This window comes from Azospirillum tabaci (assembly GCF_014596085.1).
GTDB lineage: Bacteria > Pseudomonadota > Alphaproteobacteria > Azospirillales > Azospirillaceae > Azospirillum > Azospirillum tabaci.
In genome coordinates this window covers 23,868-39,285 of sequence record NZ_JACCJY010000025.1, presented here as the reverse complement: position 1 = coordinate 39,285, position 15,418 = coordinate 23,868, and the positions used below count along the sequence as shown (strand labels likewise).

Here is a 15,418-nt window from a genome sequence, read left to right as displayed (position 1 = left end):
CCGGCATGCCTGCCGTCCGACACTCCACCAAGGAGGCGGCCCGAGAGGCCGAAACTATATGCGTCGTCACCGCCGCGCGAAGATCGTTGCCACGGTCGGCCCCGCCAGCAACACGCCCGAGATGCTGAAGCGGCTGTTCCTGGCCGGCGTCGATACCTTCCGCCTGAATTTCAGCCATGGAACGCACGAGGATCACGCCAAGGTCCACGCCGCCATCCGCGCGCTGGAGGCCGAGATGGGCCGTCCCATCGGCATCCTTCAGGACCTGCAGGGACCGAAGATCCGCGTCGGCACCATCCGTGACGGCAAGATCACCGTCGCCGCCGGCGAATCGATCCGCTTCGTCCTGTCCGGTGCCGACGGCGACAAGACCGCGATCCCGCTGCCCCATCCGGAAATCTTCGCCGCGGTGATGCCGGGCCACAATCTGCTGATCGACGACGGGCGCGTGCGCGTCGCCGTGACCGGGCTGGGCGACGACTACATCGACGCCAAGGTGGTGATCGGCGGGACCATCTCCAACCGCAAGGGCGTCAACCTGCCCGACACGGTGCTGGAGCTGTCGCCCCTGACCGCCAAGGACCGCGTCGACCTCGCCTTCGGGCTGGAACTGGGCGTCGACTGGGTGGCGATGTCCTTCGTGCAGAAGCCGGCGGACCTGCTGGAGGCCCGCGGGCTGATCGGCGACCGCGCCGGGCTGATGTCGAAGATCGAGAAGCCGGCGGCGCTCGACCGCATCGACGACATCATCCGCCTCTCGGATTCCGTCATGGTCGCCCGCGGCGACCTGGGCGTCGAGATCCCGCACGAGGAGGTGCCTGGCCGCCAGAAGGAGCTGGTGCGCGCCTGCCGCCTCGCCGTAAAGCCGGTGATCGTGGCGACGCAGATGCTCGATTCCATGGTCAACGCGCCGACCCCGACGCGGGCCGAGGCGTCGGATGTGGCGACCGCCATCTATGACGGCGCCGACGCGGTGATGCTGTCGGCGGAATCGGCCAGCGGCGCCTTCCCGGTGGAGGCCGTGGAGATGATGGACCGCATCATCCGCAGCACGGAGCAGCACAAGCTCTACCGCTCGATCATCGACGCCTCGGACCCCGGCGAGGAGCAGACCGCGCCCCACGCGGTGGCCGCCGCCGCCGCCGATCTGGCCGAGGTGATCCACGCATCGACCATCGTCGCCTACACCTCCAGCGGCACCACGGCGGCGCGCATCGCCCGGCGCCGTCCGGCGGTGCCGATCCTGGCGATCACGCCGCACGCCGCGGTGTCGCGCCGCCTGTCCCTGCTCTGGGGCGCGCACAGCGTCCTGTCCGCCGACATCCACACCTATGAGGAGATGGTGGAGCGGGCGCTGGGCTTCGCCAAGGAAGAGGGCTTCGCGAAGCCCAACGACCAGATGGTCGTGGTGGCCGGCATTCCATTCGCGCAGGCAGGGACCACCAACAACCTGCGCGTGGTGCAGGTCGAGGGGTAAGGCGCGGGCGGCGGCAACGGTGCCCCCTCCCTAACCCTCCCCCGCTTCGCAGGGGAGGGGACAAATCTCCCTCCCCTGCGTCAGCGGGGGAGGGCCGGGGTGGGGGCAAGGGTCAGCGCCGCCTGTACGTCTCGCTGTCCATGTGAACGAGCTGCGCCTCCGGGTAGCGCTCGCCCGCCGCGGCGCCGGGCGGCAGGGCTTCGGCCAGTTGCGCCAGATCCTCCGCCGACAGGGTGAGGTCCAGGGCGCCCAGCGCCTCGGCCAGACGGTCGCGGCGGCGGGCGCCGACCAGCGGGACGATGTCACGGCCCTGCGCCGCCACCCAGGCGATGGCGACCTGGGCGACCGAACCGCCGATGCGCTGGGCGATGTCCCGCAAACGCTCGACCAGCGCCAGATTCCGGTCGAGATTCTCGCCCTGGAAGCGCGGGCTGCGGCTGCGGAAATCCTGGCCCGTCCGGTCCTTGCTCCAGTGACCGCTGATCAGGCCGCGCGACAGCACGCCGTAGGCGGTGACGGCGATGCCAAGCTCCCGGCAGGTGGGCAGAATGGCCTCTTCGATCCCGCGGGAGATCAGGGAATATTCGATCTGCAGGTCGCTGATCGGGTGCACCGCGGCGGCGCGGCGGATGGTCTCCGGACCGACCTCCGACAGGCCGATGTGGCGGATGTAGCCAGCCTTGACCATGTCGGCCATGGCGCCGACCGTGTCCTCGATGGGAACGCTCGGGTCGAGCCGCGCCGGGCGGTAGATGTCGATGTGGTCCACCCCCAGCCGGCGCAGCGAGTAGGTCAGGAAGTTCTTCACCGCCGCCGGGCGGGAGTCATAGCCGTTCCAGCCCATCTGCGGGTCGCGCAGGGCGCCGAACTTCACGCTGATCAGCAGCTTGTCACGGTCGTGCCCGCGCAGGGCGTCGCGGATGAGCAGCTCGTTGTGCCCCATGCCGTAGAAGTCGCCGGTGTCGAGCAGCGTGATCCCGGCGTCGAGCGCCGCGTGGATCGTGGCAATGCTCTCCTCCTGGTCGGCGGGGCCGTAGAAGTCCGACATGCCCATGCAGCCGAGACCGATGACCGAGCTGGCGGGGCCGGCGGCCCCAAGCGTGCGCTGTTCCATGGTCCTGATCCTCTCCGTCCGTCGCGGCGCCGTTCGAACGCCGCCTTGCCCAGGATGATGACCCGGCGGCATTGATCCGATAAGCTGGACAATGCCGAACGGGCTGTTCACTGAATCGAACAATCGGAATTCGGGATGGACGACACCGACCTGCGCGACCTGCAAGCCTTCGCCGCCGTCGCCCGCCATCGCAGCTTCCGCCGCGCGGCGCTGGAGCAGCGCGTCTCCCTCTCCAGCCTCAGCCAGCGGATGCGGGAACTGGAGGAGCATCTCGGCGTCCGCCTGCTGAACCGCACGACCCGCAGCGTCGCCCCGACCGAGGCCGGGGAGCAGCTTCTCCGCCGGCTGGAACCGGCGCTGGGCGAGGTGGCCGGCGCCCTGTCGGACCTGCGGGAGCGCCAGGGGCGTCCGGCGGGGCGGCTGCGCATCAACGCGCCGGCCCCGGCGGTGGATCTCGTGCTGGCCCCGATGGTCACGCCCTTCCTGACCCGGTTTCCGGATGTGGAACTGGAAATCACCGTGGACATTGCCCTGATCGACATCGTGGCGCAGGGCTACGACGCGGGCGTGCGCTACGAGGAACATCTGGCGCAGGACATGATCGCGGTGCCGCTCGGCCCGCCGCAGCGCTTCGTGCTGTGCGCGGCGCCGTCCGTGCTCGACCGTTTCGGAGTGCCGGAGCGGCCCGAGGACCTGCTGGGCAAGCCGAGCGTCTCCACCGTCTACGCCAGCGGCGCCCACCCGCCCTGGGAGTTCGAGAAGGATGGGCGCATCGTGCGCATTCAACCCGGCGGACCGTTTCACGCCGGGCACACCGGCATTCAACTCCGCGCGGCGCTGGACGGGTTGGGGTTCCTGATGACCTTCGACGAGTATGTGCGGGAACACATTGCCGCCGGCCGCCTCGTCGCCGTGCTGGAGGACTGGAGCCAGAGCTTTCCCGGCCCCTTCCTTTACTACCCCTCGCGCCGCCAGCCCCCGGCGTCGCTGCGCGCCTTCCTCGACTTTCTCAGGGACTGGCGCCGGCAGGCTGCGCCATAGGGTGTCAGACGGTGCAGAGGAAGCGGCGTTCCCCGCCCTCCAGGACGAGCGCGGTCAGCCGGTTGGAGGCGTAGGCGCCGGTGTCAATGCCGATGCGGTTGGACCGGACGTCCGGCTGCTCGACGATGGTGTGGCCGTGCACGATGACCTTGCCATGGTCGAGGTGGGAGGTCAGGAACTCCCGCCGGATCCACAGCAGATCCTCGTCCCTCTGGCGGTGCAGCGGCAGGCCAGGGCGGATGCCGGCATGGACGAACAGATAGTCGCCGATGGCGACGCTGGAGCGCAGCCCGGCGAGGAAGGCCCGGTGATGGGGCGGCAGGGCCGCGGCGAAGCGCTGACGCGCCTCCGCCACATGCTCCGGCGGGGCGTCCTCGACGGGAGCCGGAACGCCGTAGCTGGCCAGCGTCGCCCGCCCGCCATACTCCAGCCAGTCCGGCCCGGTCTCCGGCTTCTCGATGAAGTCCATCATCGCGGCTTCGTGGTTGCCGCGCAGATGGATGGCGCCGAAGCCGGGCAGCGGCTCCCGGCACAGCCGTTCGATGACCATGGCGGAATCCGGCCCGCGGTCCACATAGTCGCCGAGAAAGACCAGATACTTGACGAGGTCGGCGCCGCTCGTCGCGTCCCGGTCGATCTGCACCAGCAACTGGTCCAGCAAATCCAGGCGCCCGTGGATGTCGCCCACCGCGTAGACGCGCACGCCCCGCGGCACAAGGCTCGCGGCGGGTTCCGGGTCCGACCACAGTTTGCGCGCAAAGCCGAACACGCTCCGCTCTCCTCCGTCCTCGATGGGTGGGTCCTGCCTTGACAGGATGGGGATGACGGCGCGCGCTCTCAAGTCGGACACCCGCTTGCCCGGACCGCCCCAACCGATTCATCCACAGCGATGGACTCCGATCAGCATGGACGGGCAACGTCAAGAGGCTGGAATGGTTACCCCGGTCGGCGCGGTCAGGAGCCCGGCATGGCCCGGTCCAGCGCCTCCAGCAGGCCGCCCAGCCGGAACTCCACGGTCCGCCGGTCGAGCCGCGGCCAGTGATAGACCTGGGTCGCGCTGTTCGCCTGCCTCTGAAACTCCAGCCGCAACGGGCGATCCGAGCGGATCAGCGGCATCAGGCGCTCCATCGGGCCGCAGGTCAGGCCGATGCGCCGCGGCTCCTTGATCGCGGCGAAGCGCCTCAGCATCTCAGGCCCGGCGTCCTCGTCGGCGATGGCGCGCTCGGCCACCTGGGTCAGGAAGCGGGTGAACTCAGGCGGACCAGCTTCCGGCCCGGTGCCGGTCTGCGGTCCATCATCAAGCGCGTTGGCGAGGTCGGAAAGCTGCCGCGGCGTGTAGAAACGCTGCGACGGCGCGCCGTCCACCGTCAGGGTGACGGGGCGGGCAAGCGCGATGGGCTCGTCGAACACGATGTAGAGGGACGTGCAGGCCGCGTCGCGCACCGCGCTGATGCTCAGTTCGCCGAGGCCGCCCCGGTTGTCGGCGAAGGGCTGGACGGCGGACACGGTGCAGCGCTGCCCTGCGCCCTCTCCGGCGCAGACGGTGTCGGAGACGGGGGCCTCCACGGCCAGGGCGGACGTGGCCGTTCCCAGTCCGGCCACCAAAAGGAACAGCCCGATCCGGCGCGTCATTGGCAAATGAACCCTCCTTCGGCGCATGATCTGAACGGGGGGACGCTACCAGGGCCGGGCTTTCGTCCTGGTTAATGGTCCGCATCGATTGGGATGGCGCGAACGCCCGGCAATCCCACCTTGGTGCCGCGTTTTCGCCGGTCCGGACTCTGCTAGGATGTGGGAAAAGAAGGACAAGGGGGAGGGGCCATGGACGAGAGCCCGATCCGCGTGCGCCGGTTTCGCGAAATCCTGCTGTGGCCGGTGCAGTTGATGCCGCTGAAGGCGGGCGCACAGATCCAGAACCATTGGGAATGGCTGGGCGGGCCGGACTGTCCCTGGCAGGAGGTGGCGGACGAGTTCACCCAGGACCCCGGCCAGTTCAGCGAGCGCCATTACAGCGAGTTCGTGTCCTTCCTGCCCTATGTGCAGCGCTTCCTCTATGGCGAGGGGGAGTCGCGCGACCAACAGCCCGGCTATGGCGGTTCTCCGATCCGCGTCTTCCGGCGGCGCGATGTGGCGGCGCTGACGGTCACCCTGCGGCGGGGGCAGGCGCCGCTCCGCTTCGGCATCGCCCATGTCGATCTGCACTTCTTCCACGACGTCGATGTGGCGATCCTCGTCGTGGAGCTGTTCGGCGAGGATCTGCCGCTCGACCGCGTGCAGGACACGCTGTTCCGGTTGGGCCGCACCTACCCGCCCGCCTGGGAGCCGGATGGCAGCGCCGCGCAATGCCCGCACCGCGTCGAATGGATCGGTGCCGATGGCGCCGTGCTCGCCGTCTCCGACTATGAGCGGAAGGCGGACTATCTGTCCTTCGTGTGCCGTCACCGGGCGCCGCGCATCGCCGCCCACTGGTCGTTCCTTCTGCGCCCGCTGGTCCATCACCATTCGGAGGAGATCGGGCTGCTGCGCTACCGCCAGCTCGAGTATCAGCGGATGCCGGCCATGGCCTATCTGTCGCTGGACGATCCGGAACGGCTGGAGCGGGCGGACTGGGTGCGGCTGGGTTTCGCCACATCGCCCGGGCTGGGGCCGAAGCCGGGGGAGGTGATGCCCTTCGCACCCGCGTTCCTGGAGGGCTTCGAGCAGCGCTACTGCTACGACCGCTATTGGGACCCGCGGGCGCCCGGTGCCTGGACGCGCAGCCGCATCCTATGCTGCGGCCATTCGCTGGTCATGGTGGGGCCGGAGGGCGACCCCTTCTTCACCGACGCGGAAACCGGTCTGCTAGGGCAGTTCCGGCACCAGTATTTCCTGCTGGGGCTGGTTGTGCATTTCCACCGGGCGGCGCTGGTGATGCTGTCCGACCGGCTGGTGCTAGCGGTCAGCCAACTCGACATCGGGACCGTGGAATCGGTGAAGCGGTTCAAGCGGGACATCCGGCAGGTGTTCGAGATCTTCCTGCGCTTCACCCACCGCTACTGGTTCCATGAGCTGTCGATCCAGGGGCCGCTGAGCGACCTGTTCCGCCTGTGGGCCGGGCATCTCGGCACCGACCGCCTCTACGCCGAGGTACGGGACGAGGTTCAGGACATGTCGGATTATCTGGACAGCGACGGGCTGCGGCGGCAGGCCAACACGGTGCTGCGGCTGACCGTGGTCACGGTGGTCAGCACCATCGGAACGCTGGTCACCGGCTTCCTTGGCATGAATCTGCTCGCCATGGCCGAGGACCCGCTGCCGGAGCGGATCCTGTTCTTCCTGTTCGTCCTGCTGGCGACGGTCGGACTGATCGCCTTCAGCGTGATGCGGTCCAAGCGTCTGGCCGATTTTCTGGAAGCCCTGTCGGACGAACGCCTGCCGGGGCGGAGCAAGCTGGCGCTGCTGACGAAGGTGTGGGAGCGCCCGAGTCGCCATGCCGGACCACCTGTCTGAACCGGGGGCGGCAGATGAAACCCTTTTTCGAAGAAACGCCGGAAGGGTAGGGCGCCCCTGCCCCGAATGGAGATGGTGGGCGCCAAAGAACAGGCGGGAAGCAGGAACCAGCCGGCCAAGCTCGCGTTCTTGTCAGCGAAAGCTCCACATTTGGGAGGACGCCATGAGCATCGGCACCATTCTGCTCATCATTTTGATTCTCGTTCTAATCGGCGCGGTTCCGGCCTGGCCGCACAGCCGCGGTTGGGGCTATGGCCCCAGCGGTATCCTCGGCGTGCTGCTGCTGATCCTCATCGTGCTTCTGCTGATGGGCCGAATCTGACGGGCGAGCCATCCCGGCAACCCATCCCGGCAAGCCAGCGCACGGGCGCCGTTCCCGTTCCGCCACCGGCCCTTGGGCGTCACGCTCCGGGGCTGCGGCCGGGACGGGAACGGCGCCCGTTGCGCATGACGAACATCAGCCAGCCGATCGGCCCGAGGATCAGCACCATCACCACCCAGCCGGCCCGCGGACCGAAGGGGCAGCGTGTGCCGGGCGGCGGACGCCAAGGACCGCCACGCCGCGACAGCATCACATGAAGGAGAGGCGCGCCGTAGACGGCGAACAGGATCAGCCAGGGTGCGAGGTCTTGTGCCATGGCGGCATGCTACCCCAGAACGGGTGGCCGCTCCCACCACGGAGCGACGGGAACTGCGTCGTGGGCGCTTGTCCGATGATGTGTCCAAATGGTAATACCGCAACGCAGGAATGGACTTCATGCGTATGAGGCATGGTTGCGCCGCATCGGAGTGGGCGATTATCCTCAACGGCGTCCGATATGCCGAAAGGCGGATATCATGGCGGTTGAGATCGAGCGGCGGTTTCTGGTCCGGAGAGACGTCCGTCCCTTGTGCCGAAACGGGCTGTCCATCGTCCAGGGCTATCTGCCCTCCGACGATGGCCGAACGGTGCGGGTCCGGGTGGCGGGCCCGGATGCCATGTTGACGGTCAAAGGCCCCCGCCGCGGCCTGTGCCGCGAAGAGGTCGAACATCCGCTCCCCCTCGACCTCGCCCTCGGTCTGCTGCGCCACAGTTGCCGTGGCGGCCTGATCGAGAAGACCCGTTACCTCATCCCCCACCACGGTCTCTGCTGGGAAATCGACGTGTTCGGTGGCGAGAACGCCGGTCTGGTGATCGCCGAAGTCGAACTGTCCCATCCTGACCAAGTCGTTCCGCTTCCCGATTGGGTGGGAGCGGAGATCACGCACCGGGCGGCCTACAGCAACTCCGCCCTGTCGCGCAGCCCGATCCGCCGCCGGGTCAGCGCGGCCTGATCCTCCTCTCGGTGAAAAAAAGCCCCGGTCCGAAGGGGGACCGGGGCCAAGGCTGCGTGGATGACTGTGTGCAATGCAGCAATCCGTGTGCCAGATGGTGCGGAAACTCCGGCGATGCGCCGAAAGGGGAACGCAGCCCAGCGCCGTTCTGTTGAAAAGGGGCCGTCCGGACGGGCGGCGGGCAACGGCGAACGGGAGTCTGGCAGGATGGCTCAACACGAAAACCGGTGGAAGGACGAAGCCCGCAACGTGGACGAAGACGACCGTCGCGACGTCCGCGAACGCAACGAATTTGGGCGCGGCGCCTACGGCGCAGGCGGTTACACCCGGAGTGACTACGAAAGCGGCGGTTCCGGCGGGCGCGATCCCAGCCGCCGCTGGGGCAGCGACTGGGGCCATGCCGAGCGCGGATGGCATCGGGACGACCGCATGCGGGATGACCGGATCCACAACGAGCGCTATCGCGACGAACCCGTCGGCATGGCGCGGGAGCGCAACTTCTGGGAGCAGGCGGGTGACGAGGTTGCCTCCTGGTTCGGCAACGACGACGCCGAACGCCGCCGCGAGGAGGACGAGCGGCGCGCCCAGTTCCGAGGGCGCGGCCCACGGGGCTACACCCGGTCGGACGAGCGAATCCGCGACGATCTGAACGACCGGCTGACGGAGGACCCCTATCTCGACGCCACCGACATCACGGTGTCCGTATCGGGCGGGGAGGTCACGTTGGACGGCACGGTGGACGACCGCATGGCGAAGCGCCGCGCCGAGGATCTGGCCGACGCCGTCTCCGGCGTCCGTCACGTCCAGAACAATCTGCGCCTTCGTGAACCGGGCGGTACCATGGCTTTTTGATTGGGTGCTGCCGCTGAGCGCTGACGAAGCGCCCTCGCGCCGGTCGGAGCGGGGGCGTTCGCGCGTCCGCTCAATGGGCGGCGGCGTTGCCGGTGTCTTCGGCCATGAAGGGGCTGTACTGCTTGTCCACCGACTGGATGTGTTCGATGAACCACTCCTTCAGGAGCAGGATCAGGTCGATGCGCAGCATCATCTCGTTGCTGTCGTCATCGTCCAGCGACAGCTTGTGCACCTCGTCGATGAAGTAGCGGTGTGCGGCCCGGTGGGCGTCGAGGCCGGGATAGCCCTGTTGCTCCATCAGCGCCTCCTCCCGCGTGAAATGCACGGTGGTGTATTCCTGCAAGCCCCCCAGCAGTCCGGACAGGCTGGAGCGGTCCTTCTCCGCGATGCCGGCCTGCAGTAGCCGGTTGAACATGTCGAGCAATTTCCTGTGGTCGTCGTCGAGGACTTCGACGCCGACGCTCATCGATTTATCCCAGGCAACATGTTGCATCGGATCAATCCTTCCAGAGGACCGGGGCAGGCGAGTATAGAGGGCGCGGAAATCTTGTATTGCGATGTTAAAACCGGCAACCGCGGCGGCACAAGCGGCAAAAAACCGCAGGCCGGAGGTTGCAACGCACCCTGTTGAGCTTGTGGGCCGGCAAAGGATGTGCTTCCCCGCGCGCCGTCCAGGCATTATGAAAATGCAAGGGATCTGCGGAGTTCGGGACGATGGCGCTGCTGGACGATATTCTGGAGAAGAAGCGGGTTCTGGACGACGCCCGGCCGATGCCGTTGACGGTGGTCCGCGATCTGGCCGACCGTTTCGAGCGCGGCCTGACCACCGCCTGCCTCCTCGTGGAGGGAGTGGAGTTGTCCCCTGAGGACATCCGCATGGTGCTGGACCGCGGCGCGGTTCTGCGCAGCCGTCCGGCCGAGCCGCAGCGCCTCGTGCTCAACCACCGCGCCGCGCTGGAGCTGATGGCCCGCCTGTCCTTCCAGGGCGGCGGGGTGGTGACGGAGCGCACCATCGCCGCCTTCCACGGTGTGCTGTATCAGGGGATCGACACGAATGCCGGGCGCTACCGGGACGGCGCGTTGAAGGACGACGCCGGCGCCTCCCCTGATCCGGCCAAGGTGCGGGTGTCGATGTCGGCGCTGTCGGGCTGGCTGCGCCGGACGGAAGCGGGGCCGGAGGCCGCCTTCGAGGCGCATCACCGGCTGATGAGCGTCCGCCCCTTCTTCCAGGGCAACGCCGCGACCGCGCTTCTGCTGTGCAACCTGATCCTGAACCGTGCCGGCTTCCCTCCGGTGGTGGTCACGGACGAGGATCGCGAGATGTACGCCGCGATGGTGGAGCGCGCCTGGTCGCTCGGCGACAAGACGCCGTTCCGCGACCTGATGATGCGCCTGCTCGACCGCAGCCTGAACCTGTGCCTGCGCAGCGCCGCCCGCGCCCTTCGCGATTTCGAGCCGGCTGACGAGGACGAGCACGGCTTCGGCGGCGACCATGAGCATGACGAGGGCTATGGCCGGCGTCCCTGATGGGGCTGACGGTCAGGCTTGGACCGGCAGCAGCAGGCGCGACGGGCGGGCGCCGCCGCCGTGGATGAGCAGGGTGATCGGCTGCGCGTCCACCAGCCGGGTTTCGCCCGGCTCCGCCCCCGTCCCCGGATTGACCGGGTAGGCCGGGAAGCAGGACCCGGCGAGGCTGAGACGCAGCGCGCTTCCGGCGGGCAGGGTCGCGCAGAGGGCGCGAAGGGCCACCGGCATGGGGCGCTGTTCGCCGCCCGGCTCCACCCGCGCGTGGCCCTGGCTGAGCGGCAGGACGCGCCCATCGGGCAGCACGGCGGAGAGGACGGCGCTGACGTCGAAGGACGGCGCGTCCGCCTCCACCCAGATTTCCAGGGCGGCCAGACCGGACAGCGTCAGCGGCGCCGTGAGCGGAGCGGTGTCATAGACTGCCACGTCGGGACGGGCGTCGACGGCGGCGCGGTCGCGCGGCCCGGCGTCCGGCACGGCGTGGCCGCCCACGGTGGGCACCGGATCGCGCGGGTCATGGACCAGCACGTCGAGGAACGCCTCGTCCGGCGCGCCCTCGCGCAGGGCGCCGCCGCCGTGCCGCGTGGCGAGGCCGTCGCTCGACAGGTGCAGCGGGTGTGCGGCGGGCGGCATGGCCGGCAGGTCGCGCCAGCGGCGTTCCAGAACGTCGAACAGGCGGATCGGGCCGCCGCGCTCCGCCCCGTTCATCTCCCCCTTCAGGAAACGCTCGAACCAACCCAGTTGCAGGGTGTCGAAGGACGGCACATCGGTCGGCTTCAAGCTGTCGAGCCCGGCACGGGCCGCCACCCCGTGGCGGTCCCACGGGCCGACCAGCAGGCGGACGGTGCCGTCGCTGCCGGCGGACAGGGCCTCGTGCGCCGCCAGCGTGCCGGTCAGACGCGGGTCGTACCAGCCGCCGACCTGAAGCACGGAGACTTCCCCGACGCCGCCGGGTAAGGCGTGCCGGGGCGACAGCCCGTCCCAACTTCCACCCGGGCCGGGCGTGGTCAGCCAGTCGTCGTAATGGCAATGGCGCGCGTAGTCCCGCAGCACCCGTGGGCGGGACGGGATCTCGTCGTCCAGCGGCAGGCTTCGGATCGCCTCCAGGAGCGCGCGGTAGGCCGCGCCATCCTCCAGCCGGCGGGCGGATTCCGCCGCGCAGCGCAACGCCCAGTCCATCGCGTCGGCCAGCCGGAAGGCGCCGCCCTCCGTCGCCCAGTCGGTGAAGACGTCCCAGCCGGCCAGCGCTGGAACCACGGCGCGCAGCGCGGCGGGCCGCTCGGCCAGGGCCAGAAGCTGAGCCATCCCGGCGTAGCCGCTGCCATACATGCCGACCGTACCGTTGGAGCCGGGCAGGGACGCCGCCCAGGCCACCGCGTCGGCGCCGTCCTCGCGCTCCGCCTCGAAGGGACGGAACCGCCCCTCCGACGTGCCGCGCCCGCGCACGTCCTGCACCACGACGACATAGCCGCGGGCAGCGTACCAGCGCGGATGCGCGTAATGGCTGGTCATCGCCGTGCGCCGCCCGCAGGCCAAACGCAGCAATAGGACGGGCCAGGGGCCAACGCCGTCGGGCCGGTAGAGGTCGGCGTCGAGCCGCAAGCCGTCGCGCGTCCGCATGGAAACGGTTTCGGGAGGCCGGACGGCCAGAAGGGGCGGCTGTTCGAGAATCACCGGGGCCATATGGGTCATGGAGCGCCGTGCCGAGCAACAGTGACCGGCAACACTCGCAAGCGCTATGCCATGACCGGCGCATTGCCGTCGCGATGTTCCCTCTCCCGCCCCGGGAGAGGGAAGGGACCCGCGCAACGCGCGGGAAGGGTGAGGGTATCGGCAACGGGGCGGTGTCCGATCCTCGGCAGCACCCTCACCCGGCGCCGTTGGCGCCACCCTCTCCCGGGTCGGGAGAGGGTGCTTAAAGGATGGGCAGACGCCTCTCCGGAAGGCGCTTTTACGAATCGTAGCTCATCAGTGAGACGCTGGGCACGTCCAGCTTGTCCCGGCCATTGAGGAAGGTCAGCTCGACCAGGAAGGCGGCGGCGCGGACGTCGGCGCCGACGCGGCGCAGCAGGCTGATCGCCGCGGCCATCGTCCCGCCGGTGGCCAGCAGATCGTCCAGGACGACCACGCGCTGGCCAGGCTTCACGGCGTCGGCCTGAACCTCGATGGTGTCGGTGCCGTATTCCAGGTCATAGGAATGGGCGACCTTATCGCCGGGCAGCTTGCCGTGCTTGCGCACCATGATGAAGCCGGTGCCGAGCGCCAGGGCCAGCGGCGCGGCGATCAGGAAGCCGCGGGATTCGATGCCCACCAGCAGCTCGGGCTTGTGCGGGCGCAGCGCCTCGGCCAACTGGTCCACCGCTTCCTTCCACGCCTCGGCGTGAGCCAGCAGCGGGGAGATGTCGTAGAAGAGGATGCCGGGCTTGGGGAAGTCGGCGATGCCGCGGATGTGGTTCTTCAGGTCGATGGGGTTCGGCATGGTGAAAAGGTTCCTGTGCAACGGCGGCGTCATACTATCGGGGCGGACCTCCGCGTGCAAACCACCGCTGTGCGGCTGTTTTTCCCCGGCTTGAGGTTGACCATCGGGGGGGCTTGCGGCCAAGTTCCTCTCCACAAGCATGAGCATCGCCGCATGGCGGCACCGGATGGGAAGGGCAGGACGGGGCATGGCGCGCGAAAGGGCGTGGTTGGAGTCGTCGCGCGCCGGCGACGGTGAATGGCTGCTGACGGCTCTCGGCCATTGGGATTTGAAGGCCGCCGGGTCCCTGTCGGGCACGCTCGACCGCTTCGCGCTGGACGGCGGCGGGGCGGTCAGCCTCGACCTGTCGCGGCTGGACGCCATGGACACGGTGGGCGCCTATCTGCTGTCCGCCCTGTCCGACCGGCTGAAGGCGGCGGGCCACGGCGTCGATCTGGCCGCCATCCGCCCCGAGCACGCCGCCCTGTTCGACGCCGTCCGCGAGGTCGGCCCCCCGCCGGTCGAGCGGGCGGAGACGCACCACCCCATCCTCGATATGCTGGAGCGCACCGGGCGCACCGCCGTCGACGGGCTGCGCGAGGGGCGGGACCTGCTGTCCTTCCTCGGCCTCATCGCGATCACCTTCGGGCGGCTGATCGTCAATCCGCGGCGGCTGCGCTTCCGCTCGGTGATGTTCCACATCGAGCAGACCGGGCTGAACGCCCTGCCGATCCTCGGGCTGCTGTCCTTCCTGATCGGCGTGGTGCTGGCCTTCCAGGGGGCGGACCAGCTGCGCCGCTTCGGGGCGGAGCTGTTCGTGGTCAACCTGTTGGGCGTGTCCATCCTGCGCGAGATCGGCATCCTGATGACCGCGATCATCGTGGCGGGGCGCTCCGGCTCCGCCTTCACCGCGCAGATCGGCACCATGAAGGTCAACCAGGAGGTGGACGCCATCAGCACGCTGGGCTTGGACGTGGTGGAGCTTCTGGTGGTGCCGCGCGCGCTGGCCCTGATGATCACCCTGCCGCTGCTGGCCTTCTACGCCGACATCATGGGGCTGTTCGGCGGCGCCGTGATGAGCTACGCGACGCTGGACATCACCTTCGGGCAGTTCATCCGCCAGCTTCACGGCGCCGTCACGCTGCCGCATTTCCTGGTTGGACTGGTGAAGGCGCCGGTCTTCGCGCTGGTGATCGCCATGGTCGGCTGCTACGAGGGGCTGAAAGTCTCCGGCAGCGCCGAGAGCGTGGGCACGTTGACCACCAAGTCGGTGGTGGAATCCATCTTCCTGGTGATCGTGCTGGACGCGGTGTTCTCCGTCCTGTTCTCCTTCCTCCGGCTGTGAGGGACCGTGGCGCCGTTTGACGACAAACAACCGGATGCGCAGGACGCGGTGATCCGCGTGCGCGGGCTGGTCACGCGCTTCGGCCCGCAGGTGGTCCATGACGGGCTTGACCTCGACGTGCGGCGGGGCGAGGTGCTGGGCGTCGTCGGCGGGTCCGGCACCGGCAAGTCGGTCCTGCTGAAGGAGATCCTCGGCCTGATCCGCCCGGCGGACGGCCGGATCGAGCTGTTGGGCCGCGACACCGCCGACCTTCCGGAGGCGGAGCGGGTGGCGCTCCAGGCGCGCACCGGCGTGCTGTTCCAGAACGGCGCTCTGTTCAGCTCCATGACCGTGGCGCAGAACGTCATGGTGCCGCTGCGCGAGCACACCGACCTCTCGGCAGCGCTGGCGGCGGAGATCGCGCGGGTCAAGATCGCCATGTCCGGCCTGCCGCCCAACGCCGGGGCGAAGTTCCCGTCGGAGCTGTCGGGCGGCATGATCAAGCGCGCCGGGCTGGCCCGCGCGCTGGCGCTCGACCCCGACATCCTGTTCCTGGACGAGCCGACCGCCGGGCTGGACCCCATCGGTGCCGCCGCCTTCGACCAGCTGATCCGCAACCTGCAGCGCAGCCTGGGGCTGACCGTCTTCATGGTCACCCACGACCTGGACAGCCTGACCTCCATCTGCGACCGCATCGCCGTGCTGGTCGACAAGAAAATTCGCGTGGGCACGCTGGAGGAGCATCTCCGCGACCCGCATCCCTGGATTCACGACTATTTCCACGGACCGCGCGGCCGCGCCGCGCGCCATGCAGAAAGCTGACCG

At 69.0% G+C, this 15,418-nt stretch carries 16 protein-coding genes; 9 read left to right on the top strand and 7 right to left on the bottom strand.

Annotated elements, in window-relative coordinates; translation table 11 throughout:
- The first annotated feature begins 58 nt into the window (after positions 1 to 58).
- Positions 59 to 1,477, top strand: a complete 1,419-nt coding sequence (gene pyk / locus H0B54_RS21025) for a pyruvate kinase (protein WP_174438207.1) — start codon at positions 59 to 61, stop codon at positions 1,475 to 1,477.
- A 112-nt stretch (positions 1,478 to 1,589) separates the two neighbouring features.
- Here the strand turns inward: pyk and H0B54_RS21020 are convergent, their stop codons facing one another.
- Positions 1,590 to 2,591, bottom strand: coding sequence for an aldo/keto reductase (locus tag H0B54_RS21020; protein WP_188261944.1), 1,002 nt, complete (start codon positions 2,589 to 2,591; stop codon positions 1,590 to 1,592).
- Between the two features lie 135 nt (positions 2,592 to 2,726).
- Between H0B54_RS21020 and H0B54_RS21015 the strand changes: the two genes are divergently transcribed.
- Entirely contained in the window at positions 2,727 to 3,632 is a 906-nt protein-coding gene (locus H0B54_RS21015) for a LysR family transcriptional regulator (protein ID WP_188261943.1), read from the top strand.
- A 4-nt stretch (positions 3,633 to 3,636) separates the two neighbouring features.
- Here the strand turns inward: H0B54_RS21015 and H0B54_RS21010 are convergent, their stop codons facing one another.
- Together H0B54_RS21010 and H0B54_RS21005 are read right to left on the bottom strand one after the other, a co-directional pair.
- Positions 3,637 to 4,401, bottom strand: a complete 765-nt coding sequence (locus tag H0B54_RS21010; RefSeq protein ID WP_094306408.1) for a metallophosphoesterase family protein — start codon at positions 4,399 to 4,401, stop codon at positions 3,637 to 3,639.
- A gap of 185 nt (positions 4,402 to 4,586) precedes the next feature.
- Positions 4,587 to 5,264, bottom strand: a complete 678-nt coding sequence (locus tag H0B54_RS21005) for a hypothetical protein (RefSeq protein WP_188261942.1) — start codon at positions 5,262 to 5,264, stop codon at positions 4,587 to 4,589.
- Between the two features lie 189 nt (positions 5,265 to 5,453).
- Here H0B54_RS21005 and H0B54_RS21000 point away from each other — a divergent pair, with 189 nt between their 5' ends.
- Positions 5,454 to 7,121, top strand: a complete 1,668-nt coding sequence (locus H0B54_RS21000) for a CorA family divalent cation transporter (protein WP_188261941.1) — start codon at positions 5,454 to 5,456, stop codon at positions 7,119 to 7,121.
- Positions 7,122 to 7,284: 163 nt separating this feature from the next.
- On the top strand, positions 7,285 to 7,443 hold the full coding sequence (locus tag H0B54_RS20995; RefSeq protein ID WP_188261940.1) for a DUF3309 family protein: 159 nt from the start codon (positions 7,285 to 7,287) through the stop codon (positions 7,441 to 7,443).
- A 79-nt stretch (positions 7,444 to 7,522) separates the two neighbouring features.
- Here H0B54_RS20995 and H0B54_RS20990 read toward each other — a convergent pair whose 3' ends face one another.
- Positions 7,523 to 7,759: a hypothetical protein gene (locus tag H0B54_RS20990; RefSeq protein WP_188261939.1), complete on the bottom strand. Its 237-nt coding sequence runs from the start codon at positions 7,757 to 7,759 to the stop codon at positions 7,523 to 7,525.
- A 199-nt stretch (positions 7,760 to 7,958) separates the two neighbouring features.
- Here H0B54_RS20990 and H0B54_RS20985 point away from each other — a divergent pair, with 199 nt between their 5' ends.
- Together H0B54_RS20985 and H0B54_RS20980 are read left to right on the top strand one after the other, a co-directional pair.
- Complete coding sequence (locus H0B54_RS20985) at positions 7,959 to 8,435, top strand: CYTH domain-containing protein (RefSeq protein ID WP_188261938.1); 477 nt, start codon at positions 7,959 to 7,961, stop codon at positions 8,433 to 8,435.
- A gap of 207 nt (positions 8,436 to 8,642) precedes the next feature.
- Positions 8,643 to 9,287 carry a BON domain-containing protein gene (locus tag H0B54_RS20980; RefSeq protein WP_188261937.1) on the top strand — a complete coding sequence of 215 codons (645 nt, stop codon included), beginning with the start codon at positions 8,643 to 8,645 and terminating at the stop codon, positions 9,285 to 9,287.
- Positions 9,288 to 9,357: 70 nt separating this feature from the next.
- On the opposite strand, the gene H0B54_RS20975 is transcribed toward H0B54_RS20980, so the two are convergent.
- Entirely contained in the window at positions 9,358 to 9,780 is a 423-nt protein-coding gene (locus H0B54_RS20975; protein WP_143272003.1) for a bacteriohemerythrin, read from the bottom strand.
- A gap of 221 nt (positions 9,781 to 10,001) precedes the next feature.
- On the opposite strand from H0B54_RS20975, the gene H0B54_RS20970 reads away from it, so the two are divergent.
- Positions 10,002 to 10,814, top strand: coding sequence for a Fic family protein (locus H0B54_RS20970; RefSeq protein ID WP_188261936.1), 813 nt, complete (start codon positions 10,002 to 10,004; stop codon positions 10,812 to 10,814).
- Between the two features lie 12 nt (positions 10,815 to 10,826).
- Here the strand turns inward: H0B54_RS20970 and H0B54_RS20965 are convergent, their stop codons facing one another.
- Together H0B54_RS20965 and H0B54_RS20960 are read right to left on the bottom strand one after the other, a co-directional pair.
- On the bottom strand, positions 10,827 to 12,503 hold the full coding sequence (locus tag H0B54_RS20965) for a CocE/NonD family hydrolase (protein WP_188261935.1): 1,677 nt from the start codon (positions 12,501 to 12,503) through the stop codon (positions 10,827 to 10,829).
- Positions 12,504 to 12,762: 259 nt separating this feature from the next.
- Complete coding sequence (locus H0B54_RS20960; protein ID WP_035678983.1) at positions 12,763 to 13,278, bottom strand: adenine phosphoribosyltransferase; 516 nt, start codon at positions 13,276 to 13,278, stop codon at positions 12,763 to 12,765.
- 199 nt (positions 13,279 to 13,477) lie between these two features.
- Between H0B54_RS20960 and H0B54_RS20955 the strand changes: the two genes are divergently transcribed.
- Together H0B54_RS20955 and H0B54_RS20950 are read left to right on the top strand one after the other, a co-directional pair.
- Positions 13,478 to 14,614, top strand: a complete 1,137-nt coding sequence (locus H0B54_RS20955; protein ID WP_246472659.1) for an MlaE family lipid ABC transporter permease subunit — start codon at positions 13,478 to 13,480, stop codon at positions 14,612 to 14,614.
- Positions 14,615 to 14,620: 6 nt separating this feature from the next.
- Positions 14,621 to 15,415, top strand: coding sequence for an ABC transporter ATP-binding protein (locus tag H0B54_RS20950; protein ID WP_094306398.1), 795 nt, complete (start codon positions 14,621 to 14,623; stop codon positions 15,413 to 15,415).
- The last annotated feature ends 3 nt before the right edge of the window (positions 15,416 to 15,418 follow it).